The 24,681-nt window shown below is 60.3% G+C and carries 21 protein-coding genes; 12 read left to right on the plus strand and 9 right to left on the minus strand.

The window, feature by feature from the left end:
* Positions 1-186 precede the first annotated feature (186 nt).
* From L8I05_RS09940 to L8I05_RS09950, 3 genes are all read right to left on the minus strand, one after another.
* Positions 187-2,364, minus strand: coding sequence for a hypothetical protein (locus L8I05_RS09940; RefSeq protein ID WP_242168639.1), 2,178 nt, complete (start codon positions 2,362-2,364; stop codon positions 187-189).
* 203 nt (positions 2,365-2,567) lie between these two features.
* Positions 2,568-4,832 (minus strand): bifunctional diguanylate cyclase/phosphodiesterase, encoded by a 2,265-nt coding sequence (locus L8I05_RS09945; protein ID WP_242168641.1) that lies wholly within the window; start codon positions 4,830-4,832, stop codon positions 2,568-2,570.
* 139 nt (positions 4,833-4,971) lie between these two features.
* Entirely contained in the window at positions 4,972-5,337 is a 366-nt protein-coding gene (locus tag L8I05_RS09950) for a YkgJ family cysteine cluster protein (RefSeq protein ID WP_159954723.1), read from the minus strand.
* A 251-nt stretch (positions 5,338-5,588) separates the two neighbouring features.
* On the opposite strand from L8I05_RS09950, the gene L8I05_RS09955 reads away from it, so the two are divergent.
* On the plus strand, positions 5,589-6,935 hold the full coding sequence (locus tag L8I05_RS09955; RefSeq protein WP_159954724.1) for an MFS transporter: 1,347 nt from the start codon (positions 5,589-5,591) through the stop codon (positions 6,933-6,935).
* Positions 6,936-6,991: 56 nt separating this feature from the next.
* Here L8I05_RS09955 and rapA read toward each other — a convergent pair whose 3' ends face one another.
* Positions 6,992-9,838, minus strand: coding sequence for an RNA polymerase-associated protein RapA (rapA, locus tag L8I05_RS09960; RefSeq protein ID WP_177016215.1), 2,847 nt, complete (start codon positions 9,836-9,838; stop codon positions 6,992-6,994).
* Between the two features lie 294 nt (positions 9,839-10,132).
* Here rapA and L8I05_RS09965 point away from each other — a divergent pair, with 294 nt between their 5' ends.
* The gene (locus L8I05_RS09965) at positions 10,133-10,474 is read left to right on the plus strand and encodes an aspartate-semialdehyde dehydrogenase (protein WP_159954726.1); all 342 of its coding nucleotides are present in this window, start codon (positions 10,133-10,135) and stop codon (positions 10,472-10,474) included.
* On the opposite strand, the gene L8I05_RS09970 is transcribed toward L8I05_RS09965, so the two are convergent.
* The 3 genes from L8I05_RS09970 to L8I05_RS09980 form a co-directional block, all read right to left on the minus strand.
* Positions 10,471-11,652, minus strand: a complete 1,182-nt coding sequence (locus tag L8I05_RS09970; protein WP_242168643.1) for an aminotransferase class V-fold PLP-dependent enzyme — start codon at positions 11,650-11,652, stop codon at positions 10,471-10,473. The genes L8I05_RS09965 and L8I05_RS09970 overlap by 4 nt on opposite strands.
* On the minus strand, positions 11,649-12,119 hold the full coding sequence (locus tag L8I05_RS09975; protein ID WP_242168645.1) for a RidA family protein: 471 nt from the start codon (positions 12,117-12,119) through the stop codon (positions 11,649-11,651). Before L8I05_RS09975 ends, L8I05_RS09970 begins: the two co-directional genes overlap by 4 nt.
* 91 nt (positions 12,120-12,210) lie before the next feature.
* Positions 12,211-13,083: a LysR substrate-binding domain-containing protein gene (locus tag L8I05_RS09980; RefSeq protein ID WP_242168647.1), complete on the minus strand. Its 873-nt coding sequence runs from the start codon at positions 13,081-13,083 to the stop codon at positions 12,211-12,213.
* Positions 13,084-13,105: 22 nt separating this feature from the next.
* On the opposite strand from L8I05_RS09980, the gene L8I05_RS09985 reads away from it, so the two are divergent.
* The gene (locus L8I05_RS09985) at positions 13,106-13,378 is read left to right on the plus strand and encodes a hypothetical protein (protein ID WP_242169374.1); all 273 of its coding nucleotides are present in this window, start codon (positions 13,106-13,108) and stop codon (positions 13,376-13,378) included.
* Positions 13,379-13,521: 143 nt separating this feature from the next.
* The gene (gene ccoM / locus L8I05_RS29515; protein WP_017137226.1) at positions 13,522-13,638 is read left to right on the plus strand and encodes a cytochrome c oxidase subunit CcoM; all 117 of its coding nucleotides are present in this window, start codon (positions 13,522-13,524) and stop codon (positions 13,636-13,638) included.
* Positions 13,639-13,890: 252 nt separating this feature from the next.
* On the opposite strand, the gene L8I05_RS09990 is transcribed toward ccoM, so the two are convergent.
* Both L8I05_RS09990 and L8I05_RS09995 read right to left on the minus strand, forming a co-directional pair.
* Positions 13,891-15,366, minus strand: coding sequence for an inorganic phosphate transporter (locus L8I05_RS09990; protein WP_159954731.1), 1,476 nt, complete (start codon positions 15,364-15,366; stop codon positions 13,891-13,893).
* A 323-nt stretch (positions 15,367-15,689) separates the two neighbouring features.
* On the minus strand, positions 15,690-15,890 hold the full coding sequence (locus L8I05_RS09995) for a hypothetical protein (protein WP_003189295.1): 201 nt from the start codon (positions 15,888-15,890) through the stop codon (positions 15,690-15,692).
* Between the two features lie 547 nt (positions 15,891-16,437).
* On the opposite strand from L8I05_RS09995, the gene pcaR reads away from it, so the two are divergent.
* The 8 genes from pcaR (at position 16,438) to L8I05_RS10035 (ending at position 24,676) form a co-directional block, all read left to right on the plus strand.
* Positions 16,438-17,280 (plus strand): pca regulon transcriptional regulator PcaR, encoded by an 843-nt coding sequence (pcaR, locus tag L8I05_RS10000; RefSeq protein ID WP_025855315.1) that lies wholly within the window; start codon positions 16,438-16,440, stop codon positions 17,278-17,280.
* Positions 17,281-17,424: 144 nt separating this feature from the next.
* Positions 17,425-18,765, plus strand: a complete 1,341-nt coding sequence (locus L8I05_RS10005) for an MFS transporter (protein ID WP_242168650.1) — start codon at positions 17,425-17,427, stop codon at positions 18,763-18,765.
* A gap of 300 nt (positions 18,766-19,065) precedes the next feature.
* Positions 19,066-19,923 (plus strand): CoA transferase subunit A, encoded by an 858-nt coding sequence (locus L8I05_RS10010; RefSeq protein ID WP_242168652.1) that lies wholly within the window; start codon positions 19,066-19,068, stop codon positions 19,921-19,923.
* Complete coding sequence (locus L8I05_RS10015) at positions 19,923-20,702, plus strand: CoA-transferase subunit beta (protein ID WP_242168654.1); 780 nt, start codon at positions 19,923-19,925, stop codon at positions 20,700-20,702. The genes L8I05_RS10010 and L8I05_RS10015 overlap by 1 nt, the downstream gene beginning before the upstream one ends.
* On the plus strand, positions 20,699-21,901 hold the full coding sequence (pcaF, locus tag L8I05_RS10020) for a 3-oxoadipyl-CoA thiolase (protein WP_174245669.1): 1,203 nt from the start codon (positions 20,699-20,701) through the stop codon (positions 21,899-21,901). Before L8I05_RS10015 ends, pcaF begins: the two co-directional genes overlap by 4 nt.
* A 17-nt stretch (positions 21,902-21,918) precedes the next feature.
* Positions 21,919-22,623, plus strand: a complete 705-nt coding sequence (pcaH, locus tag L8I05_RS10025; RefSeq protein WP_159954736.1) for a protocatechuate 3,4-dioxygenase subunit beta — start codon at positions 21,919-21,921, stop codon at positions 22,621-22,623.
* 1 nt (position 22,624) lies between these two features.
* Positions 22,625-23,191 carry a protocatechuate 3,4-dioxygenase subunit alpha gene (gene pcaG / locus L8I05_RS10030; protein ID WP_242168656.1) on the plus strand — a complete coding sequence of 189 codons (567 nt, stop codon included), beginning with the start codon at positions 22,625-22,627 and terminating at the stop codon, positions 23,189-23,191.
* 189 nt (positions 23,192-23,380) lie between these two features.
* Positions 23,381-24,676, plus strand: coding sequence for an MFS family transporter (locus L8I05_RS10035; RefSeq protein ID WP_159954738.1), 1,296 nt, complete (start codon positions 23,381-23,383; stop codon positions 24,674-24,676).
* Positions 24,677-24,681 lie beyond the last annotated feature (5 nt).

Genomic DNA, 24,681 nt, shown 5'->3' on the forward strand with positions numbered 1-24,681 from the left:
ACGTGCGCGTCACGGGAACAGTTTGGCGCGGGGCTGAAGGCTCGGGGAATTGTTTCTGGGTGTGGCAAAGATGCAGGTATGCAGTGGCTGACAGGCCGCTATCGCAGGCAAGCCAGCTCCCACATTTGATCGGGGTCCACCGTTCGAATGTGGGAGCTGGCTTGCCTGCGATGGCCGCGACTCGGTTTAAGCCGTCTTGCCGGTATGGTTATTCAACGAAATCACCTTGGTCTTGCCAATCCGATGACGATAAATCTCACGCAGATACTTGATCGCCTTCTTCACGCAATCCCGTGACAGGCGAATATCGTTAATCGACACAAACTTCTCCTTGTCGTTGATCAGTTCGCGATACTTCTTCTCGTACATCGGCTTGATCGCATACCAGTTGGTATCCAGGATTTTTGCCGGGTTCTCGAACTCATTGAGCAGCTCATCAATCCGGCCTTCGTCGAAATCCTCATGGATGATGAAATCCAGAATCGAATTATCCAGCGTGTCATCAAACCGGTACGGGTTGCGCGCAAAGCAGCGTTTGATAAACGCCACGATCAACGTGAGGAAATCATCCGACAAGCATGGGCTCTTGGCGATCAAGGTGGTCAGCGACAAGTTGGCCGACGCGCCGATCACCAACGCATAGCGCTTGAGCGTCGTGTTGGGAAACAGGCTGTTAAGGTGGGTCTTGAGACGGTTCAAGTCCATGTACGACAGCTTGTAATCCTTGGGCAAAGACACAATCGACACCACCGACGAGCAGTTCTTGAAGAAGTGCAGGTCATGCAGCGCCGCCGCGTCATACCCGGAATTCTTGTATTGCTCCAAAGACGCCTTGTAGCGCTTGGACTCAATGGGCAACAGGCTGATGCCCTCGATGGCCTGGGTCACCTTGTTGAAGTGCGGCAAATCAATCGAGCGGAAAAACAGGTCATCGATATTGAGCCGCTGTGGCTCTTTATCAAACACCTTGAACTTGTCGTTCGACGGCGCCGGCGTTTCCGGCACCACGGACTCGGCATAAGCAATCGCCACCGGCCCGGCCAGGCTCATAAACAGGTCGTTGGCATCCAGGCGGATGGTTTCGCCGATGTCGATGCCGGCGCGACGGAAGTAGTTCTGGTCGTAGTCAGTGGTCACCGCCTGGGCGGTGAGGATGTTGAAGATCTGCTGTGAGATGTATTGGTTGGCGTGTTTTTCCATGGCATTGACGTCAATGTTCTGGATATTGCCGTCATCGCTCTCTTCGGCGTAACGCATGATGTCGTTGGAGATCAGCATCATCGCGTTCCACGGGCGGATGCGGCCTTTCACGCTGGCCTCGCTGCTGTCTTCGTTGTCGAAGTTGTATGAGAAATCCCATTCTTCCGACAGGTATTTGCACAACAGCCGCCCGGCGTTGATGTGCAACGCCTCGGACATTTCGCTGCGGTGATCGGAAATATTCGGCAGCACGCAAATGCCGCTGGTGAAGATCGGCTCGAACACAAAGGCATGGCCGCTCTTGCTGTCGTGCTCGTCGGCCGGTTTGGTGTCGAACGTCTTGTTCATATACGAGTGCTGCTGGGCCAGGCCGAATTCCGAGGCCATGCCCGAACCCGTGCCGCCGCCGGCGCTGAAGATCGAAAAGTACAGGCGCGACTGGTTGGCCTTGATGCCACAGGAGTCGATCAGGTACGAGTGGATCATCTTCCAGTCAGGGCTGGAAAAACGCTGGGTGTCTTTGTTGAGGATGATCTTGGCCAGGTACTGGCCGAGGATCGGCGCGTTACCGGCGCCACCGGCATGCACCTCCGACAGGTCCATGATCTTCATTTTGCTGTAGTCGCGCAGGAACCCGCTTTTTTCGCCCTTGCGCGAGAAACGGATGCGCCCGGCGATGTCCTTGTCCAAATCGCCCAGCATCACCAATGGCTCCACCAGGAACACCGGCTTGGTGGCCTTGCCGCCGCCCAGGCGCAGGTTGTTGCGAATCCACTGGGCGGGGCTGTAGCCCTTGTCTGTCGACTTGTCTTCAGTGCTGAACTCGTTGAGGTAAAACTTGCGCGCGTTGTACACCAGCTCCGCCACGTCCAAGGCAATGTTGGAGCCGCAGCGGCCCAGGCCGATCAGGCACACCGACGGAAACTCTTGCTCACTGCGCGCATCACCATCGCCTTCCTGCTGGGGCAGGCTGGGGAACACCATGTCGCGCAGGCCGTCGAGGTTGTCGAGGATGCGGTCGGTGTTGGTTTCGGTGAAGTACAGGTACTGCTGGGTGGCCAGCGGGCGGGCGTTGCTCAATGACTTGGAGCCTGAGGGTTTTTGCGCAGGAACGGTGGGCAACACGTCGGATACCACGGTGGCAGAGTTATTTTTGGAAGTCATTGGGCGCCATGTACCTGGACGGATGGCCAAAAAAATCAGGGAGCCATCACTGAATGAGAGTTCGCGACTTTACAGTGCGTCTGAGTCCGGGCCGGTCGGGTTTAACCCCAGTTGTGCTAGGGGAATACTGGCCGGACTCCGATGAATCGGCCGTTCGTCGGCGTTCTTTAGGCAAATGATGGCTAAATGCCAAATATTCGGCGTCAGCGAATTGGCCTGACGGTAGAAGGGGGACCGATACGGCCTGGATTGGCCTCTTTCGGCGCAGGGGCGTCCTTGTTGCCTTCCACGCTGAAGGGATAGAGCGGGTTGCGCATCTGAATGCCCTGCATCACGCCAACGATGTCACTGAAGGGCACCGCCGGGCTCAGCAAGTAGCCTTGAATGAAATCGCAGTCGTGCTTGAGCAGCAGCTCAAATTGCGCCTGGGTTTCCACGCCCTCGGTCACAACCTGCAAATGCAGGGTGTGGGCCATGCCAATAATCGCCTGGACGATCTCGATATCGGCGGTGGACTTGGGAATGTCCTGGATAAATGAACGGTCGATCTTCAAGGTATTGAGCGGCAGGCGCTTGAGGTAAGCCAACGATGAGTAACCGGTGCCGAAATCATCAATGGCCAGCGATACGCCCAAGGCGCGGATTTGCCGCAACAGCGCCAGGGTACTGCTGATATTGCCCATCAGCGCGTTTTCGGTCACCTCCAGCTCAAGGCGGTTGGCGGCAATCCCGGCGAAGCGCAGGGCGGCTTCGATTTCATCCGCCAGCTCGTCACGGGCCAGGTTCAGCGCCGAGCAGTTCACGGCCATGGTCAACTCGGTGTAGCCGCGGTCGGACAACAGGCTCAAATCGTGGCATGCCTGGCGCAACACCCAGTGGTCCAGGTCGGCAATCAACCCGTTGTTTTCGGCAATTCCGATAAACCGGTCCGGGGCCAGCAGCCCGTGTTGCGGGTGCTGCCAGCGTACCAGGGCTTCCAGCCGAGTGACCTTGCCGAGCTTCATGTCGAAGATCGGCTGATAAAACAACACCAACTGATTGCGGCCACGCAGGGCCGCGCGCAATTCCTCTTCCAGTTGCAGTTCGAGGAACGCACGGGTTTTCAGGTTGGAGCTGAAAAAGTTGAGGCTGTTGCGCCCGGTGTCCTTGGACTGGTAAAGCGCCAGGTCGGCCGTTTTCAGCAGTTCTTCGCAACTCAAGCCGTCCTCGGGAAACAGGCTGATGCCGATGCTGGTGGTCATCACCATGCGCCGGCCGGCCAGTTCGATCGGTTCTTTCATCTTCTGCATGATGCGCTGCGCCAAGTGCCGCGCTTCGTCGCGATGGTGAATGCTGATCAGGATGCAGAACTCATCGCCGCCAAACCGCGCGACCACATCCTCGTGGCTGCGTACCGAGCCTTTGATATGCGCGGCCAGCACGGTGAGCAACTGGTCGCCGGCGTCATGCCCCAGGCTGTCGTTGATGCGCTTGAAATGGTCGATATCGAGGAAGATCACCGCCATCATGCCGTGAGTGGCGGTTTTTTCTGCAACTTTCTCTGCAAAGATCTGGTTGAAGCCGCGACGGTTGAGCAGGCTGGTCAGCGCGTCAAAGTGTGCCACCTGTTGCAGCGAGGCGCGGGCTTGGTCGAGTTCGCTGAGCAGGGCGTTGACCCGGCGCAGGTCGCGTTCCTTGTGCTGCAGCTTTTTGTCCGCCAGGGCCGCGCTGACGCTGCTGCCGATTACCAGCAAGGTAATCACGGCCACCGACAGGCCGAGTTGAATCGGGTTGTTGTCCAGTGGCAACGACAGGTCAGCACCGGTCGGCACCAGCATTCGCATGGCGGCCATGCCGGTGAAGTGCATGCTCAAGATCCCGGCGCCCAGCACCAGGCTGGCGGCGTATTTGAGCAATTGATGGAACACGCCCGCGCCGTTGCGCAGGTAGCACGACAGCAACAACGCGGCCAGGCTGGCGCCAATCGCGATGCCGACCGACGCCATGAACAGCCCCGAGTCGAAGTACACCTGCGCCTGGGAGTGCATGGCCGACATGCCGACGTAGTGCATCAACGCAATGCCCAGGCCCATCCAGATGGAGGCCAGCAGGTACTGATGAAAGCGCAGTTGGGCATGACTGAGGGTTTGCATGGCAAACAGCGAGGCAATCAATGCGATCACCAGCGAGGCGAACGTCATGAGCAATTCGTAATGAATGGCGATAGGCGCCTGGAACGCCAGCATGCTGATGAAGTGGGTCGACCAGATGCCGCCTGCCAGGCAACCGGCGCCGAGCCAGCGCCAATGGCGACGGGCGGTGGGGTCTTCGACATGCCCGACGCGTTCAGCCATGTCCAACGTGCCGAACCCGGCCGCGCAAGCGACCAGGTAAGCCAACAACACCAGAAAGGGGTTATGACTGCAATTGAGTAATAAGTGCCCGCTGTCCGGAAGGTCGGTAAAAAAATGCATACCTAGCCATTCCATAGCATGTCCCGTCGAAGTCAGTACGTCATTGCCTTCAGCAATGGCCTATGACCTCGAGTATAGAAGCCTCGCGGGATTTGCCAGGAATAATGGCACTTTGCTCTGAATGATTTTGGCATGCCTGCCATAGCGTTTGATGCTAAGCGCTGATCGGCAACTCCAACTCAAAAGGCGCTTGCAGTGGCGGCAGGCCAAAGGCAGCACGTGCCGTATCGCAATCGACGTTCTGTTCGCCCTGGCTCCAGGACGCGTCGAACTCGCGGCACGGGCTCGACCGTTGTTCATAAATGGTGCAACGGGTGCCCTTGCCGACTTCACCCTCAAGGCTGCAGCAGCGTGCAGGTTTCTGGTCGGTGCCGATCATCGCCACGCGCGTGGGGTTGATCTGCACCACCAGATCATCGGGCACCGTGCCCCCCGATGAGGCGCACTCACCCCAGAAGAAAGACACACGAAAGTGTGAACAGCAGGCACCGCAACTCAGACACGGACTGGCTTCGGACATGGGCGTCATCGATAAGAAAAGTAGGATTGGGTATTACAGGAAGGCTCGCCATTCTATCCGTGGCGTTGCCGTTGGGAAGGGGGGCGTGAACTTATATTTTCGTAGGTAAAGTCCCGTGAAGCCGGGTGAAATCATGCCCTATCAGCTTTACGAATCATTACAGACAACCGGCCGCTGCCTGACTATGTTGCAGACACCGGGCAGGATGCATCGGGCATCGCAGCTCTCATAACAATAAAAGAGACGGACCCATGCAGAACTCGACCCAAGCGGCGAATGCCTGGCGCATTCTGTTCCTGCTGTTCCTCGCCAACCTGTTCAATTTCTTCGACCGCACCATTCCCGCGATCATCATCGAGCCAATCCGCATGGAATGGCACCTGAGCGACTTCCAGCTTGGCATCATCGGCACCGCCTTCACCATTGTCTACGCCATCGCCGGCCTGCCGCTCGGGCGGCTGGCCGACACCGGTTCGCGCAGCAAACTGATGGGCTGGGGCTTGTTTGCCTGGAGCGGGCTGACGGCGATCAACGGCATGGTCGGCAGCTTCTGGACCTTTTTGCTGGTGCGCATGGGCATTGGCATTGGCGAAGCCAGCTATGCGCCGGCGGCCAACTCGCTGATTGGCGACCTGTTTCCGGCGCACCGCCGCGCCCGCGCCATGGGCATTTTCATGCTCGGTTTGCCATTGGGTCTGCTGCTGGCGTTCTTCACCATCGGCGCGATGGTCAAGGCGTTCGACAGCTGGCGCGCGCCATTCTTTATCGCCGCCGTGCCGGGGATGATCCTCGCGGTGTTCATGTTCTATATCAAGGAACCCAAGCGCGGCGCGGCCGAAACCGTGCAGGTTTCCCAGGAACGCGTCGACCGCCCGATCCGCCGCGTGCTGGCGGTGCCGACCTTTCTATGGCTGGTGCTGGCCGGGCTGTGCTTCAACTTCGCCACCTACGCGTGTAACTCGTTCCTGGTGCCGATGTTGCAGCGCTACTTCCTCATGCCGTTGCAGGAAGCGGCCGTTGCCACTGGCGTGATCGTGGGTATTACCGGGCTCGTCGGGCTGACCTTGGGCGGCTGGATTGCCGACAAGATTCATCAGCGTGTCGCCAATGGCCGGCTGCTGTTTGCGGCGTGCAGCTTGATCATCTCCACTGTCACTACCGCCTGGGCATTGCACGCCGGGCGCATCGAGATTGGCGTGTTTGTGGCGCTGTTCAGTGTGGGCTGGCTGTTTGCCTATAACTTCTACACCTGCGTGTACACGGCGATTCAAGACGTGGTTGAGCCACGCTTGCGGGCCACGGCGATGGCGCTGTTCTTTGCCGGGTTGTATTTGCTCGGTGGTGGCATGGGGCCAATTGTCGTCGGCGGGTTGTCGGATCACTTTGCCCATTCGGCGATGTACGCCGATGGCGCGGCGCAGATGACTGAAGCGTACAAGGCGGTCGGGTTGCATGACGCCATGTACCTGATCCCGGTGGCGCTGTTCTTGACCATGCTGTTTCTGTTCCAGGCCTCGCGCAGCTTTGTGCGCGATGCCAAGCGCATGAAGGATGGGTTGGGGGCGGTGGAGGTTCCGGCTGCGGCGGCTGTAGCTTGATCAACAAAAAAGGCCCGCAGTGTGCGGGCCTTCTTCTTAACGGGGCAGGGCGGTTATCAACCCGCCACCAACACCCGAATCGCTTCCAGTCGCAGCGCCGCCTTGTCGAGCATGGCCAGGCCTTGCTCGCGTTGCTGACGCAGGGCCACCAGCTCGCTGTCGCGCACGGTCGGGTTGACCGCTTGCAACGCGGTCAGGCGCGCCAGTTCTTCGTCGGTGTCCGCCGCCAGACGGCGCTTGGCCTCGGCCACACGCTCGGCGTGGCGCGGGGTGATCTTCTCTTCGCCGGCATTGATGCGCGGCGTGAGTTGGTCGCGCTGGGCCTGCACGAACTTGTTGGCGCTGGCGCGTGGCACGCTTTCCAGCTGGTCGTTCAGGGTTTCAAACGACACGCGGCCGGACAGGTCATTGCCATTCGCATCCAGCAGGCAGCGCAGGGCGGCCGGTGGCAAGTAACGGCCCAGTTGCAAGGAGCGCGGTGCAACCACTTCACTGACGTAGAGCAATTCCAGCAACACGGTGCCCGGCTTGAGCGCCTTGTTCTTGATCAGCGCCACGGCGGTGTTGCCCATCGAGCCGGACAGCACCAGGTCCATGCCGCCCTGCACCATCGGGTGTTCCCAGGTGATGAACTGCATGTCTTCGCGCGACAGCGCCTGGTTGCGGTCGTAGGTGATGGTCACACCTTCGTCGTCGCCCAGCGGGAAGCTGGCGTCGAGCATTTTTTCGCTGGGCTTGAGGATCAGCGCGTTTTCCGAATGGTCTTCGCTGTCGATGCCGAAGGCGTCGAACAGGGTTTCCATGTAGATCGGCAGGGCAAACTGGTCGTCTTGCTCAAGAATGTCTTCCACCAGTGCATCGCCTTCACCCGCGCCGCCGGAGTTGAGTTCCAGCAGGCGGTCACGACCGGTGTGCAGCTCCTGTTCCAGACGCTCGCGCTCGGCACGGGCTTCGTCGATCAGGGCTTGCCACTCGCCATCGTCGGCGTTTTCCAGCAACGGCAGCAGGCGTGGGCCGAACTGATGCTGCAAGGCGTTGCCGGTCGGGCAGGTGTTGAGGAATGCGTTCAGCGCTTCGTGATACCACTGGAACAGGCGCTCTTGCGGGCTGGTTTCCAGGTAGGGCACGTGCAGCTCGATCACATGTTTCTGGCCGATCCGGTCCAGACGCCCGATCCGCTGTTCCAGCAAGTCAGGGTGGGACGGCAGATCGAACAGCACCAAGTGGTGAGAGAACTGGAAGTTGCGGCCTTCACTGCCGATTTCCGAGCAGATCAACACCTGGGCGCCAAACTCTTCATCGGCAAAGTAGGCGGCGGCGCGGTCACGCTCGAGGATGTTCATGCCCTCGTGGAACACCGTGGCCGGGATGCCGGAACGCACGCGCAGGGCGTCTTCCAGGTCCATGGCGGTTTCGGCGTGGGCGCAGATCACCAGCACTTTGGTGCGCTTGAGCATCTTCAGCTGGTCGATCAGCCACTCGACGCGCGGGTCGAAGCGCCACCAGCGGTTCTCTTCCTCGACATCCGGCTGCGACTGGAAGCTGACTTCCGGGTACAGCTCGGCGTGTTCGCCCAGCGGCAACTCGAGGTATTCGTCCGGGTTCGGCAGCGGGTAGGCGTGCAGCTTGCGCTCCGGGAAACCCTGCACCGCGGCGCGGGTGTTACGGAACAGCACGCGGCCGGTGCCGTGGCGGTCGAGCAGCTCACGCACCAGGCGCGCGCTGGCTTCGGTGTCGCCATCGTTGACGGCAGTGAGCAGCGCTTCACCTTCGTCGCCGAGGAAACCCTGGATGGTCTTGTGCGCGGTTGGCGACAGGCGGCCTTTATCCAGCAGCTCCTGCACGGCTTCGGCCACCGGGCGATAGTTCTCGCTCTCGGCGCGGAAGGCGTGCAGGTCGTGGAAACGGTTCGGGTCCAGCAGGCGCAGGCGCGCGAAGTGGCTGTCCTGGCCCAGTTGTTCCGGGGTGGCGGTGAGCAGCAGCACGCCGGGAATCACCTCGGCAAGCTGTTCGACCAGCGAATACTCCGGGCTGGCTTTGTCTTCATGCCAGACCAGGTGGTGGGCTTCGTCGACCACGAGCAAGTCCCAGCCGGCAGCGAACAGCGCGTCCTGGGCCTTCTCGTCGTCCACCAGCCATTCCAGGGCCACGAGGGCCAACTGGGTGTCTTCGAACGGGTTGGTGGCATCGCTTTCGATGAAACGTTCTTCGTCGAACAGCGCGACTTGCAGGTTGAAGCGGCGACGCATTTCCACCAGCCACTGGTGCTGCAGGTTTTCCGGCACCAGGATCAGCACGCGGCTGGCGCGGCCCGACAGCAGTTGGCGATGGATCACCAGGCCGGCTTCGATGGTCTTGCCCAGGCCCACTTCGTCCGCCAGCAAAACCCGCGGCGCGATACGGTCGGCGACTTCACGGGCGATGTGCAGTTGGTGAGCAATAGGTTGCGCGCGCACGCCGCCCAGGCCCCACAGCGAAGACTGCAATTGGCGGCTGGTGTGTTCCAGCGTGTGGTAGCGCAGCGAGAACCAGGCCAGCGGGTCGATCTGCCCGGCGAACAGGCGGTCGCTGGCCAGGCGGAACTGGATGAAGTTGGACAGTTGGGTTTCCGGCAGGGTGACCTGCTCGTTCTGCCCATTGAGGCCGTGGTAGACCAGCAGGCCGTCGACGTCGTCGACTTCCTGTACGGTCATTTTCCAGCCTTCGAAATGGGTGATGCTGTCACCCGGCGAAAACCTCACGCGAGTGAGGGGCGCATTCCGTAGCGCATACTGACGAGTGTCGCCAGTGGCCGGATAGAGCACGGTCAACAAGCGCCCGTCCTGTGCCAGAACGGTGCCTAACCCCAGCTCTGCTTCGCTGTCACTAATCCAGCGTTGCCCCGGTTGATACTGCTGCGCCATGCTGCCTGACTCCCGCCGTGAAAAAGCCGACTATCTTAACGGAACAAGCGTCTGAGCCAAAGGACTCTGATAAAAGGGGCTCTGATAAAAAGGGCTTTGATAAAAAGGGCTCTGATAAAAAAGCGCTCTGATAAAAAGGACTCTGACAAAAGCTACTCCGTTAGCAGCAGGCTTCGGAAGCTGGATCGACGGGTGGCAGGCACTTGCGAGTGTCGACTGGGTCACAGCTTGGCGTGCTTGCGCTCAAGTCGCCCTGCCACCCGCCGACAGCCTGTTGATCAGGAGAATAAAATTATGCTGCCACCCATGCTGCCCGTCAGCGTTGTGCCGGTCACGTCACAACTTGACCCGGTGCGCCAGAAGCCGGATATCCCGCCCGTGGTGCCAGTCCAGGCGGGCTCCAGCGAAAGCACCATCGACCTGAAAAAGGGCGATGCCGAGCAGTCGACCTTGCTGCTGCGTGAAGAACAGCGCCGCCAGCAGGAGCAGCAGAAACGTCGCCGCGAAGCCGACGAAGACCCCGACGCACACCTGGCGATCCCCGGCGATGTGCTCAACGCCGATAACACCGTGCCGGTAGTGCCGCTGATCGAAGATGCGCCGCGCCAGGGCCTGTGGGTGGACGTCGAGGTTTAGTCGCGCAATTCGCGCAGCGCGGCGATCAGCTGTTCGATGTCGTGTTCGGTGTTGAGCGGGCTGACGGAAATGCGCGCGATGCTCGTAAGATTTCGCGCCTGCATATCCAACGGGGTGTAGGCCACGCCATTGGCGCCGATGTTGATGCGTTTCAACCCCAGCCGCCGTTTGAGTTCGAACGCATCCCAGCCGGCGAGGTTGAAGGCGATCAAGCCTGAGTGGCTCGCGCCCAGGTCGTGCAAGGAAACGCCCGGAATCTGACGCAATGCTTCACGGATTCGCCCGCTGAGCTGCAAAACCCTTTCCCACGTGTGTTCCACGCCCAGTCGATTGACCTCCTGCAACGCATTGCCCAAGCCGGCGAGCAAGGCGTAGGACACTTCGCTGGTCTCAAAGCGCCGGGCGTCATCGCGCAGGTCGTACCCGTCGGCGGTCCAGGGCGCCGAGAACACATCGCGCTGAGCGGGGTTGAGCTGCTGGAGAAAATCCGGCCGCACATACAGCAACGCCGTGCCGCGTGGCCCGCGCAAGTGTTTGCGCCCGGCCGACTTGAGCACATCGCAGTGCAGCGCCTGCAAGTCCACCGGCAACTGGCCGACGGCCTGACCAGCGTCGATGAAGTAGGCGATGTTGTGCCGCCTGGCCACTTCGCCGATTGCCTGGGCCGGGTTGATCAGGCCGCCGTTGGCCGGCAGCCAGGTCAGGTCGATCAACTTGACGCTGGCATCGATCATCGACTCCAGCGCCTTCGGGCAGACCGCGCCGGTTGCATCGCACGGGATCACTTCAATTCGAGCACCGGCTTGCACCGCCAGTTGCATGCTCGCCAGGTTGCCACCCCATTCATGGCGGCCGACCAGAATACGCTCGCCCGGCTGCCACGGGCCCAGCGCCTGAAACGCCATGCTCCAGGCGGTGGAGCCGCTGCTGGCAAAGGCGATCGAAGCGGTCGGCGCATTCAGCAATTGCGCGGCTGCACGCCGGGCTTTTTCCACCAGGATGGCGCCATGTTCACCGGCTTCCATCGGGCCGTCGCGGGCTTCGCGTTGCAACTGGTCGATGATCGCATCCAGGGTGGCCTGGCTGGGCAGCGAGGCACCGGCGTGGTTGAAGTGCACGATGCCCGACTGACAGCCGGGCGTGCCATCGCGCAGGTGCTGGACGTCGAGCGGGCTCACGGCTGCAGCTCGAAAATCGCGTCTACCTCCACGGCCACGCCGGCTGGCAGGCTGGATACACCGACGGCGGTGCGTACATGCCGCCCCTTGTCGCCCAGGGCGTTCACCACCAGGTTTGACGCGCCGTTGGCGACCACGCTCTGGCGCTGGAAGTCGCCGCTGCTGGCGATGAACACGCCCAGGCGCAGAATGCGCACCACGCGCGACAGGTCATCACCGACCGCATCGCTCAGCTGCCCCAACAGGCCCAGCGCCGCCAGCTCTGCCGCCTGGGCACCTTCTGCATCGCTGAGGGACTCGCCCAACCGGCCGATGTAGGCAGGCTTGCCGTCGACCATGGGAATTTGCCCGGAGATAAACAACTGGTTCTGGCTGATCACATAATTGATGTAATTGGCCGCCGGCTGGCTGGGCGTTGGCAGTGTCAGGCCAAGGGCGTGTACGCGTTGGCGGATAGAGTCGCTCATGGTGGAACCTCTTGAGTGAAGTAGGTTTCAGCATGTTGGCTGCGACAATGGGCGACAAACGGATAGAACTCACTCGACGTATCGAAATAACTCACGCGTCGCTGCAGGTTTCCTTCAACCACTGGCTGAAGCATTCGGCCGCCTCACTGGCGGGGCCTTGGGGCGCGATCAGCCAGTAGCCAATTTCGCTGTGATAGGGCGGCCAGTCAAAGGCTTGCACCAGGCTGCCGTCCTGCAATTTGCGCTCGATCAAACGGTGCCGACCCATGGCGATGCCCTGGCCGGCCACGGCAGCTTCGACCACGATGTTGTAGTCGTGCAACATCACGCGGGGGTGGCGCTCGAGGTCGATTTGATAATGCGCGGACCAATCGGTCCACTCAAAAGGCCGGTGCGAGGTGGCCATCAACAGCGCGCCGTTGTGCACGTGGCTGGCCTTGAAAGCCGGGCTGCACACCGGCGAGATCACTTCAGGCATCAACCGCGTGGCGTGTACATCGGGCCAGTCGCCCTTGCCATAACGGATGGCCAGGTCGACCTCGGCGGCGGCGACGTTGGCCAATTGAATCGACGGCAGCAACTCCACCTGGATATGCGGGTAACGGTTAAGAAACCCCGCCAGGCGCGGAGCCAGCCACAGGGTGGCGAAGGAGGCGAGCAGGCCGACGCGCAGCACGGTGGAACTGGGCGCGGTCTTTTGCGCGCGGGTGGCGGCGGCGATGGCGTCGAGGGCGGGGCGTATTTCGTCGTAGTAGCGTTGACCGTCGGCGGTCAGATCAATCGCACGGGTGCGTCGGATAAACAGTGGTTTACCCAAATGCTGTTCGAGCTTCTGCACTTGGTGGCTCAGGGCACTTTGGGTCACCGATAACTCGTTCGCCGCCTTGATAAAACTCAAATGCCGCGCAACGGCCTCGAAGGCGCGCAGGGCCAGCAGCGGCGGAAGGTCCTTGTGCAATGCCACCTGAAGGCTCCTGCAGGGTAGGGTGGAAAGTGCCGATTTTGAGCGACGACCTGCATTTTGTCGCCCGCTGATTTGCCGTCGGGCGGACGAGGCCGCATTATTGAGCTATTCCCGCCACGACGTAAGCCAAGCCATGAGTGATGACGACAAGCTGATCGACCTGAATGCCGAACGTGCCAAGCGTGTGCATGACTTGAATGACAAGCGCCTGAATGAAGTTCGTCAGGCGTTTGAACAAGCGATGCCACTGGGCAACGTTAAGAAAAAGCCAAAGAAAAAGCCGAAAAAGCGTTGAAACAACCTGCATCTGTTGATGCAGGTCAGTTATTGCCCTTCTTTACGCCCCGTTGCGGGCGACATTGATCCCCGTCAATTTTCCAATCCGCCTTCTCCGTTAACTTAGCCCTATCGCAACAGGGCACGAGCAGGAGGCCGGTCATGTTTTTCGATAATGTGGTGTTTGCCGGGGTGCTGACTGTCAGCCTCATGGTGCTGTTTTTTGTAGGATTCGGGATTTTTATCTGGAAGGACGCTAATAAGCGTAAAGAACCGTAAGTTCTTCCGGGTTACATGAGCACGCAAGGCATTTTGGGCGACTTCGGTCGCCCTTTTTTTTGTCTGCTATTTAATGTGATCGCTCCCACGCTCCGCATGGGAATGCCGCCGAGGACGCTCTGCGTCCCGCACCTGTAGTTGTGACGCTGAGCGTCACCCGATGCATTCCCACGCAGAGCGTGGGAACGATCTGCGGAGATAAAAAAAGGCGTGATCCTTATCGGATCACGCCTTTTTTTCAACAGCAGCTTATCAGCTGCCCAGCGCCTTGGACGCCAGCCAGAACAACCCGGCCGACAGGCCCACGGTTGCCGGCAAGGTCAACACCCAAGCCATCAGAATGGTCTTCACGGTGCCACCTTGCAGGCCGCTTTTGTTGGCAACCATGGTCCCGGCAACACCGGACGACAGCACATGGGTGGTGGAAACCGGCAGGCTGAAGATGTTCGCCAGGCCAATCATGCTCGCCGTGGTGATCTGCGCCGACATGCCCTGAGCATAGGTCATGCCCTGCTTGCCGATCTTCTCACCGATGGTCAGCACTACGCGCTTCCAACCCACCATGGTGCCCAGGCCCAGGGCCAGCGCGACCGCCAGAATCACCCAGAACGGCGCGTACTCGGTGGTGGCCGTCAGGTCTTTACGCAGCTTGTCCAGGTCGGACTTCTCACGCGCATCCAGGCCTGGCAGCTTGCCGACTTTCTTCGCGGTGTCGTCCAGGCACAGCAGGTAGCGGCGCACTTCAATACGGTGTTCGGAGGTCAGCGAGTGGTAGTCCGAGACACCTTTCAAGGTCTCCATCAGCGCGCTGATAGTGGGCTCGGTCTGCTGCGGGTTGCACTGGAACTTGCCCGGCAGGTCATCCTTCACACTTTTGCCCAGTGCCAGGAACTCGCCGAGGGTGGCGTTGTTACGCTGGTAGAACTGGCTCAAGTGCACGGTGGCGTCACGGGTGCGCTCGATCTGATAGGTGGTGCTGCCCAGGTCGAGTACGAACTGTGCCGGCACGATGCCGATCAGCACCAGCATGATCAGGCCGATACCTTTCTGGCCATCGTTGGAGCCGTGCACGAAGCTCACGGCCATGGCCGAAATCACCAGCACCAGACGATTCCAGAACGGCGGGTGTTTCTTGTCGTCGAGCTTGCGGCGCTGGTCTGGGGTCTTGTGCATTTTCGACAGTGGGCGCCACCATTTCAGGCCGATCAGCACCAAGGCTGCGACCAGGAAACCGGCCATCGGCGAGAACACCAGGGACGCGCCGATATCGATCGCTTTCTGCCAGTTCACACCGTCAGCCAGGGGAATATCGTTGATCAGGGCGTTCGCCAGGCCGACACCGAGGATCGAGCCGATCAACGTGTGGGAACTGGAGGCCGGGATACCGAAGTACCAGGTGCCCAGGTTCCAGGTAATCGCCGCTGCCAATAATGAGAAGACCATTGCCAAACCATGGCCGGTGTTCACATTGATCAGCAACTCCACCGGCAGCAAATGCACGATGGCATAGGCAACACCCACACCGCCGAGCAACACGCCGAGGAAGTTGAACACCCCGGAGAAGAACACGGCCAGGTGCGGCGGCATGGCTTTGGTATAGATGACTGTGGCCACCGCGTTAGCGGTGTCATGAAAGCCATTGATGAACTCGAAGGCGAGGACAAAGGCCAGGGCGAGCAACAGGCTCACTAGAACCCAAGCATCCAGTCCGCTGAATAAATCGATCATGAAGGTTTTCTGACCCGGTCGTAAGGGGGCGCGATTATGCCAGAAAACCTCAGTAATCGATGCACTAGCTGCTCATCGGTCGCAATCTTCACTGAAAAAACTTCGCGCAAAGGGGCGCATCCCAGGGTTTTCGGGGCTTTGGCAAGTCTTTGATTTATAAAGCGCGCGGCCCGAAAGGCGGGTTTTTTTGACCGAAATGTCACGTTTGAAACATTTGTACGAAATTTCGCTCAAGGCTGTAGGTGCCTGATGAAAATCAGGTCGCCCACCGCTGGCAATGCGCCAGCGGTGGTGGCAAAACCTTGGCGCTCAAATCGAAGTGCTTATGGCTCTTCGGTTTTGAGTTCCTGTTCAATCTTTTGGATTTCCTGGGCAAATGCCTGATCCAGCAAGCTGGCTCGCTTGCGCCACGGCTTGCGCTCGGGCTCAGGCTGGGCGGCGTAGGTGGTGACTTCCCCGCCGTAAACGTCCTTGTAACGTTGCTCCTGGCGCTCAAGTTCCGCGCGCAGTTCGTCTTTCGTCACAGTGTTACCTAATTGAGTTGAGTTATTGATTGTGCAGCGTTAGGCCTGAAAGTCGTCCTCGGGTTATTTCAAATTGAACAACGTAGCCGTTCAAGTTTGAAAGAGGAACCAAGGGCCTATCTTTTAAGCGGTTACTTGTGACCGGTGATGCACATTGCGCAACGCCTGGCGAGCTCCAATCCCGATATCGATACCGGGCTGACCTCTGCACAAGCTGCATTATAGCGGCGCATTTGAATAACACTATCACCATGAAGTTAAAAAGCGTCAACGTCGTGTGAGGGTTTTGTTACATGCTCGCGTCAGTAATTGTGAAAAGCGGGCGTCATAAAGTCTGCACTCAACTAAATGTCACGTATGAGTACGTCAACTGTATGGATCCCTCGTGCAGTATCGGTGCTCGGCGTGTCGGACAAATTGCGATTATCGAATGATCGTCCGATAATCGCCCAATGATGCGGCCCCAGCCTTGTACATCAAGGTCAGCGCGGCTTGTAATAGCGGCCAACCCTCCCAGCGGTTGAAAAATAAGAGAAAGGACCCTGAAATGAACGATCAATTGCGCAACTCCTTCGCGTCAGTGGCGCCGCCGATCGTGGCTTCTCCGGCCAAGCGCATCCAGGCGTTTACCGGTGATCCGGATTTCATGACCTCGCTGGCCCGTGGCTTGGCGGTGGTGCAGGCGTTTCAGGAGCGCAAACGCCACCTGACCATCGCCCAAATCAGCCACCGCACAGAAATCCCGCGCGCTGCCGTGCGCCGTTGCCTGCATACGTTGATCAAGCTCGGCTACGCCACCACCGACGGACGCACTTACTCGCTGCTGCCCAAAGTCCTGACACTGGGCCATGCCTATTTATCCTCTACACCCCTGGCGGTCTCCGCCCAGCCGTACCTGGACCGCATGAGCGAGCAACTGCACGAAGCCTGCAACATGGCGACCCTGGAAGGCGACGACATCCTCTATATCGCCCGTTCCGCCACCACCCAACGCTTGATTTCGGTGGACCTGTCGGTGGGCGGGCGCCTGCCGGCGTATTGCACGTCCATGGGCCGCATCCTGCTCGCGGCGTTGGATGATGCCTCGCTGCAGGACTACCTCGATCACGCCGACCTGCAAACCAAAACCAGCCGCACCCTGACGACCCCCGAAGCCTTGTTCGAATGCCTGCAACAGGTGCGTCAGCAAGGTTGGTGCATCGTCGACCAGGAACTGGAGCAGGGCTTGCGCTCTATTGCGGTGCCGGTGTACGACGCGTCCGGCCAGGTGCTGGCTGCGTTGAATGTCAGCACCCATGCCGGACGGGTCAGCCGCAGTGAGTTGGAACAGCGTTTCCTGCCGAGCATGCTCAGCGCCAGTCGTGAGTTGAGTGCCCAGCTATTTGCCTAAGTGTTCGGTCACCGCACAGAACCCGGCCTGATCAATTGACGGTGTTTCCCCAGGCTTATTACTGTGCGGCAGCGCTCTAGCGCGCCCCAATAATAATGACGGCCCCAGGCCGTTCGCCCGCCCATCGGTGTGGAAATAACAATAATGAACCAGCCCTCTGTCGGTACTAACCTGGACGTGCAGTCCTTTATCAACGCCCAGCCGCTGTCACGTTATCAGTGGCGTGTGGTGATCCTGTGTTTCCTTATCGTTTTCCTCGACGGCCTCGACACCGCCGCCATGGGCTTTATTGCGCCCGCGCTGTCCCAGGATTGGGGCATCGACCGCGCCAGCCTCGGCCCGGTGATGAGCGCTGCGTTGATCGGCATGGTGTTTGGCGCGTTGGGTTCAGGCCCGCTGGCCGACCGCTTCGGGCGCAAAGTGGTGCTGGTGAGTGCGGTGCTGGTGTTTGGCGCGTTCAGCCTGGCGTCGGCCTACAGCACCAACGTCGACCAGTTGCTGGTGTTGCGCTTCCTCACGGGGCTGGGCCTGGGGGCGGGCATGCCGAATGCCACTACTTTGCTCTCCGAATACACCCCAGAGCGCCACAAGTCGCTGCTGGTGACCAGCATGTTCTGCGGATTCAACCTGGGCATGGCCGGTGGCGGGTTTATCTCGGCCAAGCTGATTCCTGCGTTCGGCTGGCACAGCCTGTTGATGATCGGCGGCATCCTGCCGTTGATCCTGGCGGTGGTGCTGTTGGTGTGGCTGCCAGAATCGGCACGCTATCTCGTGGTGCGCAATCGCGGCACTGACAAAGTGCGCAAGACCTTGTCGCCCATCGAGCCCAACCTCGTCGCCCAGGCCACCAGCTTCAGCGTGCCGGAGCAAAAAACCGTCAAGGCGCGCAACGTGTTTGCGGTGATCTTCTCCGGCACTTACAGCGCCGGCACCTTGTTGCTGTGGCTCACTTACTTCATGGGTCTGGTGATTGTTTACCTGCTGACCAGTTGGCTGCCGACCTTGATGCGTGACAGTGGCGCCAGCATGGAACAGGCCGCGTTTATCGGCGCATTGTTCCAGTTTGGTGGCGTATTGAGTGCGGTCGGCGTGGGCTGGGCGATGGACCGGTTCAACCCTCACAAGGTCATCGGTACTTTTTACCTGCTGGCCGGGGTGTTTGCCTACGCGGTGGGGCAGAGCCTGGGCAACATCACCTTACTGGCGACCTTGGTGCTGGTGGCCGGCATGTGCGTCAACGGTGCGCAATCGGCAATGCCCTCATTAGCCGCACGCTTTTACCCCACCCAAGGCCGCGCGACCGGTGTGTCGTGGATGCTCGGCATCGGCCGCTTCGGCGCGATTCTCGGCGCGTGGATGGGCGCGACGTTGCTGGGGCTGGGCTGGAACTTCGAGCAGGTACTCACCGCGCTGGTGATTCCAGCGGCATTGGCCACGGCTGCCGTGCTGATCAAGGGCATCGTCAGCCATGCGGACGCGACCTGAGGTCTGACACGATTTTGTAGCAGCCACGAGGCGATGTGGGAGCTGGCTTGCCTGCGATGCAGACGACTCGGTCCAGCAGGCAAATTGAGTTGATGCAATCGCAGGCAAGCCAGCTCCCACATTGACGGTTGGCAGTTGAACTGGCTGCTTTGCACGAAAGATTAGCTAGGCAACAATTCGTTCGATAATCGAACACTCCGTCGATTATCGGATTGTTCGGCCCCATGCCCCGGCTTAATCTTCAAGCACTTCGGCGCCACCTCAGCGCCTTTTTCGATCAACACCGGGAGCCCGAACCCCATGGCTGAAATTCTTGCGCTGCGTGACGCGGTGAAGCAATTCGTGAACGATGGCGACACCGTCGCACTGGAAGGCTTCACCCATCTGATCCCTACGGCGGCGGGTCATGAAATCATCCGTCAGGGCAAGAAAGACCTGACGCTGGTGCGTATGACGCCTGACCTGATCTACGACCAGTTGATCGGTGCCGGCTGCGCCCGCAAGTTGATTTTCTCCTGGGGCGGCAACCCGGGTGTGGGCTCCTTGCATCGCCTGCGCGACGCGGTCGAGAAACAATGGCCGCAGCCGCTGGAGATCGAAGAACACAGCCACGCCGACCTGGCGAATGCCTACGTCGCCGGTGCATCGGGCCTGCCGTTCGCGGTGTTGCGTGCCTACGCCGGTTCCGACTTGCCTAAGGTCAACCCGCTGATCAAAACCGTGACCTGCCCGTTCACCGGCGAAGTGCTGGCGGCCGTGCCGTCGGTACGCCCGGACGTCACTGTGATCCACGCGCAAAAGGCCGATCGCAAGGGCAATGTGTTGCTCTGGGGCATTCTCGGTGTGCAAAAGGAAGCGGCGCTGGCCGCCAAGCGTTGCATCGTCACCGTCGAAGAAATCGTCGACGACCTGAATGCACCGATGAACAGCTGTGTGTTGCCGACCTGGGCCCTGACCGCGGTGTGTCATGTACCGGGTGGCGCGCATCCGTCCTACGCTCACGGTTACAACGAACGTGACAACCGCTTCTATCAGGCGTGGGACCCGATCGCCCGCGACCGTGGGACTTTTACCGCCTGGATCGACGAATACATCCACGGCACCGCCGACTTCCGTGAATTCCAGGCCAAGCTGGCCAACGCGCAGGAGGCCAAGTAATGGCTTACTCGACCAATGAAATGATGACCGTCGCCGCCGCGCGTCGCCTCAAGAACGGCTCGGTGTGCTTTGTCGGCATCGGCTTGCCCTCTAAAGCCGCCAACCTGGCGCGCCTGACCTCGTCGCCCGACGTGGTGCTGATCTACGAGTCCGGCCCGATTGGCGCCAAGCCTAGCGTGTTGCCACTGTCCATCGGCGACGGCGAGCTGGCCGAAACCGCCGACACCGTGGTGCCGACCGGTGAAATTTTTCGCTACTGGCTGCAAGGCGGACGCATCGACGTCGGTTTTCTCGGCGCCGCCCAGGTCGACCGCTTCGGCAATATCAACACCACCGTGGTCGGCGATTATCACCAGCCCAAAGTGCGCCTGCCGGGTGCCGGTGGTGCGCCGGAGATTGCCGGTTCGGCCAAGAGCGTGCTGATCATCCTCAAGCAGTCGGCGCGTTCGTTTGTCGACAAGCTCGACTTCATCACCTCGGTCGGCCACGGCGAAGGCGGCGATTCACGTAAACGCCTGGGCCTGCCGGGCGCCGGTCCCGTAGGGATTATTACCGACCTGTGCATCATGGAACCGGAAGCGGGCAGCCATGAGTTTGTGGTCACCGCGCTGCACCCTGGCGTAACCCGTGAGCAAGTGGTCGCGGCCACCGGCTGGGCGATTCGGTTTGCCGATCACGTGGAAACGACCGACGAACCGACTGAGGTCGAACTGACCGCCCTGCGTGACCTTGAAGCCCGCACCGCGGCCGCCCATGGCCAAGCGCCAGGAGAAGCCTGATGCGCGAGGTATTTATCTGTGATGCCATCCGCACGCCTATCGGCCGGTTTGGCGGGGGCCTGTCCACGGTGCGCGCCGATGACTTGGCGGCCTTGCCGATCAAGGCACTGATCGAGCGCAACCCGTCGGTGGACTGGTCGGCCGTCGACGAAGTGTTCCTCGGTTGCGCCAACCAGGCCGGCGAAGACAACCGCAACGTTGCGCGCATGGCGCTGTTGCTGGCGGGCCTGCCAGAGAGCATTCCCGGCGTGACCCTCAACCGCCTGTGCGCCTCGGGCATGGACGCCATCGGCACGGCCTTCCGCGCCATTGCCAGCGGCGAAATGGAGCTGGCGATTGCCGGTGGCGTTGAGTCGATGTCCCGCGCGCCATTCGTGATGGGCAAGGCCGATGCGGCGTTTTCACGCAACATGAAGCTGGAAGACACCACCATCGGCTGGCGTTTTATCAACCCGTTGATGAAGGCCCAGTACGGCGTGGACGCGATGCCGCAGACCGCCGATAACGTCGCCGATGATTACAACGTGTCTCGCGCCGACCAGGACGCCTTCGCCCTGCGCAGCCAGCAACGCACTGCCGCCGCGCAGGCTGCCGGATTCTTCGCTGAAGAAATCGTTGCGGTGCGGGTTGCGCACAAGAAGGGCGAGACCGTGGTGGAACACGATGAGCATCCACGGGACACCACCCTGGAAGCCCTGGCCAAACTCAAGCCAGTGAATGGCCCGGACAAGACCGTAACCGCCGGTAATGCTTCTGGCGTGAACGATGGCGCGGCGGCACTGATACTCGCCTCCGCCGACGCGGTGAAAAAACACGGCCTGACCGCCCGCGCGCGCGTACTGGGTATGGCCAGCGCCGGTGTCGCACCACGTGTGATGGGGATTGGCCCGGTGCCGGCGGTGCGCAAGCTGGTGGAGCGCCTCGGTTTGGCGGTCACTGACTTTGACGTCATTGAACTCAATGAAGCCTTCGCCAGCCAAGGCCTGGCGGTGCTGCGTGAGTTGGGCATTGCCGACGACGCCCCCCAGGTGAACCCGAACGGCGGCGCCATCGCCCTCGGCCATCCGTTGGGCATGAGCGGCGCGCGGTTGGTGTTGACCGCGCTGCACCAGTTGGAAAAAACCGGTGGCAGCAAAGGCCTGGCGACCATGTGTGTGGGCGTCGGCCAAGGCTTGGCCCTGGCGATTGAACGCATCTAAAAAGAGAGGATTGCTCCATGAGTGACAAGCCCGGATACCGGCGCCCGCAAGCGGGCACTCAACCTGATTACCTGCACCCGGCCTACCAGTCGACGAACCTGCGTTCGCCGTCCCAGCCGTTGGTGTTTCTGCCGCATTCGCTGTCGGAAATTACCGGCCCGACCATCGGCGCCGAGCGGGTCAATGAGAAGGACAATGACCTGACGGCCCAGCACGAGGGCGAGCCTCAAGGTGAGCGCATCATCATTCATGGCCGCGTGCTGGATGAAAATGGCTTGCCGGTGCCAGGCATTCTGGTGGAGATCTGGCAGGCGAACGCCGCTGGTCGCTACAACCACAAGCGCGACCTGCACGATGCGCCACTGGACCCGAACTTCACCGGCACCGGTCGCACCGTTACCGACGCCGATGGCTGGTATCAGTTCCAGACCATCAAGCCCGGTGCGTACCCGTGGGGCAACCACCACAATGCGTGGCGCCCGGCGCATATCCACTTTTCCCTGTTCGGCCCGAGCGTGCTGACGCGCCTGGTCACACAGATGTATTTCCCCGGCGACCCGCTGCTGGAATACGACCCGATCTACAACTGCGTGCCGGACACCTCGGCCAAACAGCGCCTGATCGCCCGTTTTGACCTGGAAAAAACCATTCCTTCCTATGCCCTCGGCTACCGCTGGGACATCGTCCTGCGCGGCCGCGACGCCACGCCGATGGAGAAATGAGATGACACTCAATGCGACCACGTCCCACACCGTCGGACCGTATTACCACATCGGCCTGACCTGGCTGAACCGCGAAGACCTGACCGTGCCGGCCACCCTTGGCGAACGCGTGGCCATCAGCGGGCAAGTGGTGGACGGCAACGGTGATGTCGTCAACGACGCCATGCTCGAAGTCTGGCAGGCCAATGCGGCGGGTAAATACGACCATCCCGAAGATGAGCAGGACAAAGCCGTCGACCCTCACTTCGAAGGTTTTGGCCGAGTGCCGGTGGATGCCGAAGGGCGCTTTCGCTTTACCACTATCAAGCCCGGCAGCGTGCCGGGGCTGAAAGGCACGACTCAGGCGCCGCACCTGGTGGTGCTGGTGTTTGCGCGTGGGTTGGTGAAGCACTTGCTGACGCGGATTTATTTTGACGGCGAGGCGTTGAATGGTGATGACCCGTTGCTCGCGTGCGTGCCTGCCGAGCGGCGCGGCACGTTGATTGCCGAGCAGGATGGGGTAGGTGTGTATCAGTGGAATGTGATATTGCAGGGCACAGATAAGGAAACGGTGTTTTTCGACTATTGAGACCCGATCGTTCCCACGCTCTGCGTGGGCATGCAGCCAGGGACGCTCTGCGTCCCAAAGCCTGACGCAGAGCGTCACAAAATGCATTCCCGCGCAGAGCGTGGGAACGATCACCAAAAGTCTGCTTGCGGAACATGGTTGTTGCAAAGTATGTCTAGGCTATAACCGTTCCCATTGAGTGAAAAAAACATGACAACAACAACGAGTCACTACACCGGAGAAGAACGCAGCAAACGGATTTTTGCGATTGTCGGTGCTTCCTCCGGCAACCTTGTCGAATGGTTCGACTTCTACGTTTATGCCTTCTGCGCCATCTATTTTGCCCCGGCGTTTTTTCCGTCGGACGACCCCACGGTCCAACTGCTGAACACCGCCGGCGTATTCGCTGCCGGGTTCCTGATGCGACCGATTGGCGGCTGGTTGTTTGGCCGCGTGGCCGACAAGCATGGCCGTAAAAACTCGATGATGATTTCGGTGCTGATGATGTGCGCCGGCTCCCTGGTCATCGCCTTCTTGCCCACTTACAAAGACATCGGCGCCTGGGCGCCGGCCTTGCTGCTGGTGGCGCGTCTGTTCCAGGGCTTGTCGGTGGGCGGCGAATACGGCACCACCGCGACCTACATGAGTGAAATTGCCCTCAAGGGCCAGCGTGGCTTTTTCGCCTCGTTCCAGTATGTAACCTTGATCGGCGGGCAACTGCTGGCGGTACTGGTCGTGGTGATCCTGCAACAGTTTCTCAGCGAAGACGAACTGCGTGCCTGGGGCTGGCGGATTCCGTTTGTGATCGGCGCCATTGCGGCGGTGATCTCTCTGCTGCTGCGTCGCACCTTGAAAGAAACCACCAGCAAGGAAATGCGCGAAGACAAGGACGCCGGCAGCATCGTTGCGCTGTTACGCGACCACGGCAAAGCGTTCGTTACCGTGCTGGGCTACACCGCCGGCGGCTCGCTGATTTTCTACACCTTCACCACTTACATGCAGAAGTACCTGGTGAACACCGTCGGCATGCACGCCAAGACGTCGAGCTACATCATGACGGGCGCACTGTTCCTCTACATGTGCATGCAGCCGCTGTTCGGCATGTTGGCGGACAAGATCGGCCGCCGCAATTCGATGCTGTGGTTTGCTGGTCTTGGCACGCTGTTCACCGTGCCGATTCTGCTGACCTTGAAAACCGTCAGCAGCCCGTTCCTGGCCTTTGTGTTGATCACCCTGGCGTTGGCGATTGTCAGCTTCTACACCTCGATCAGCGGCCTGGTTAAAGCGGAAATGTTTCCGCCCCAGGTGCGTGCCTTGGGTGTGGGCCTGGCCTATGCGGTGGCGAATGCGATTTTTGGTGGTTCGGCGGAAGTCGTCGCGTTGAGCCTTAAATCCATCGGTATGGAAAACGCCTTCTACTGGTATGTCACCGCGATGATGGCGATCGCCTTCCTGTTCAGCTTGCGCCTGCCGAAAGAGGCGGCGTACCTGCACCACGATCTATAAGGGAC

Source organism: Pseudomonas sp. MONT-RG-20F-20-E-7-02 (assembly GCF_022662395.1).
Lineage (GTDB): Bacteria > Pseudomonadota > Gammaproteobacteria > Pseudomonadales > Pseudomonadaceae > Aquipseudomonas.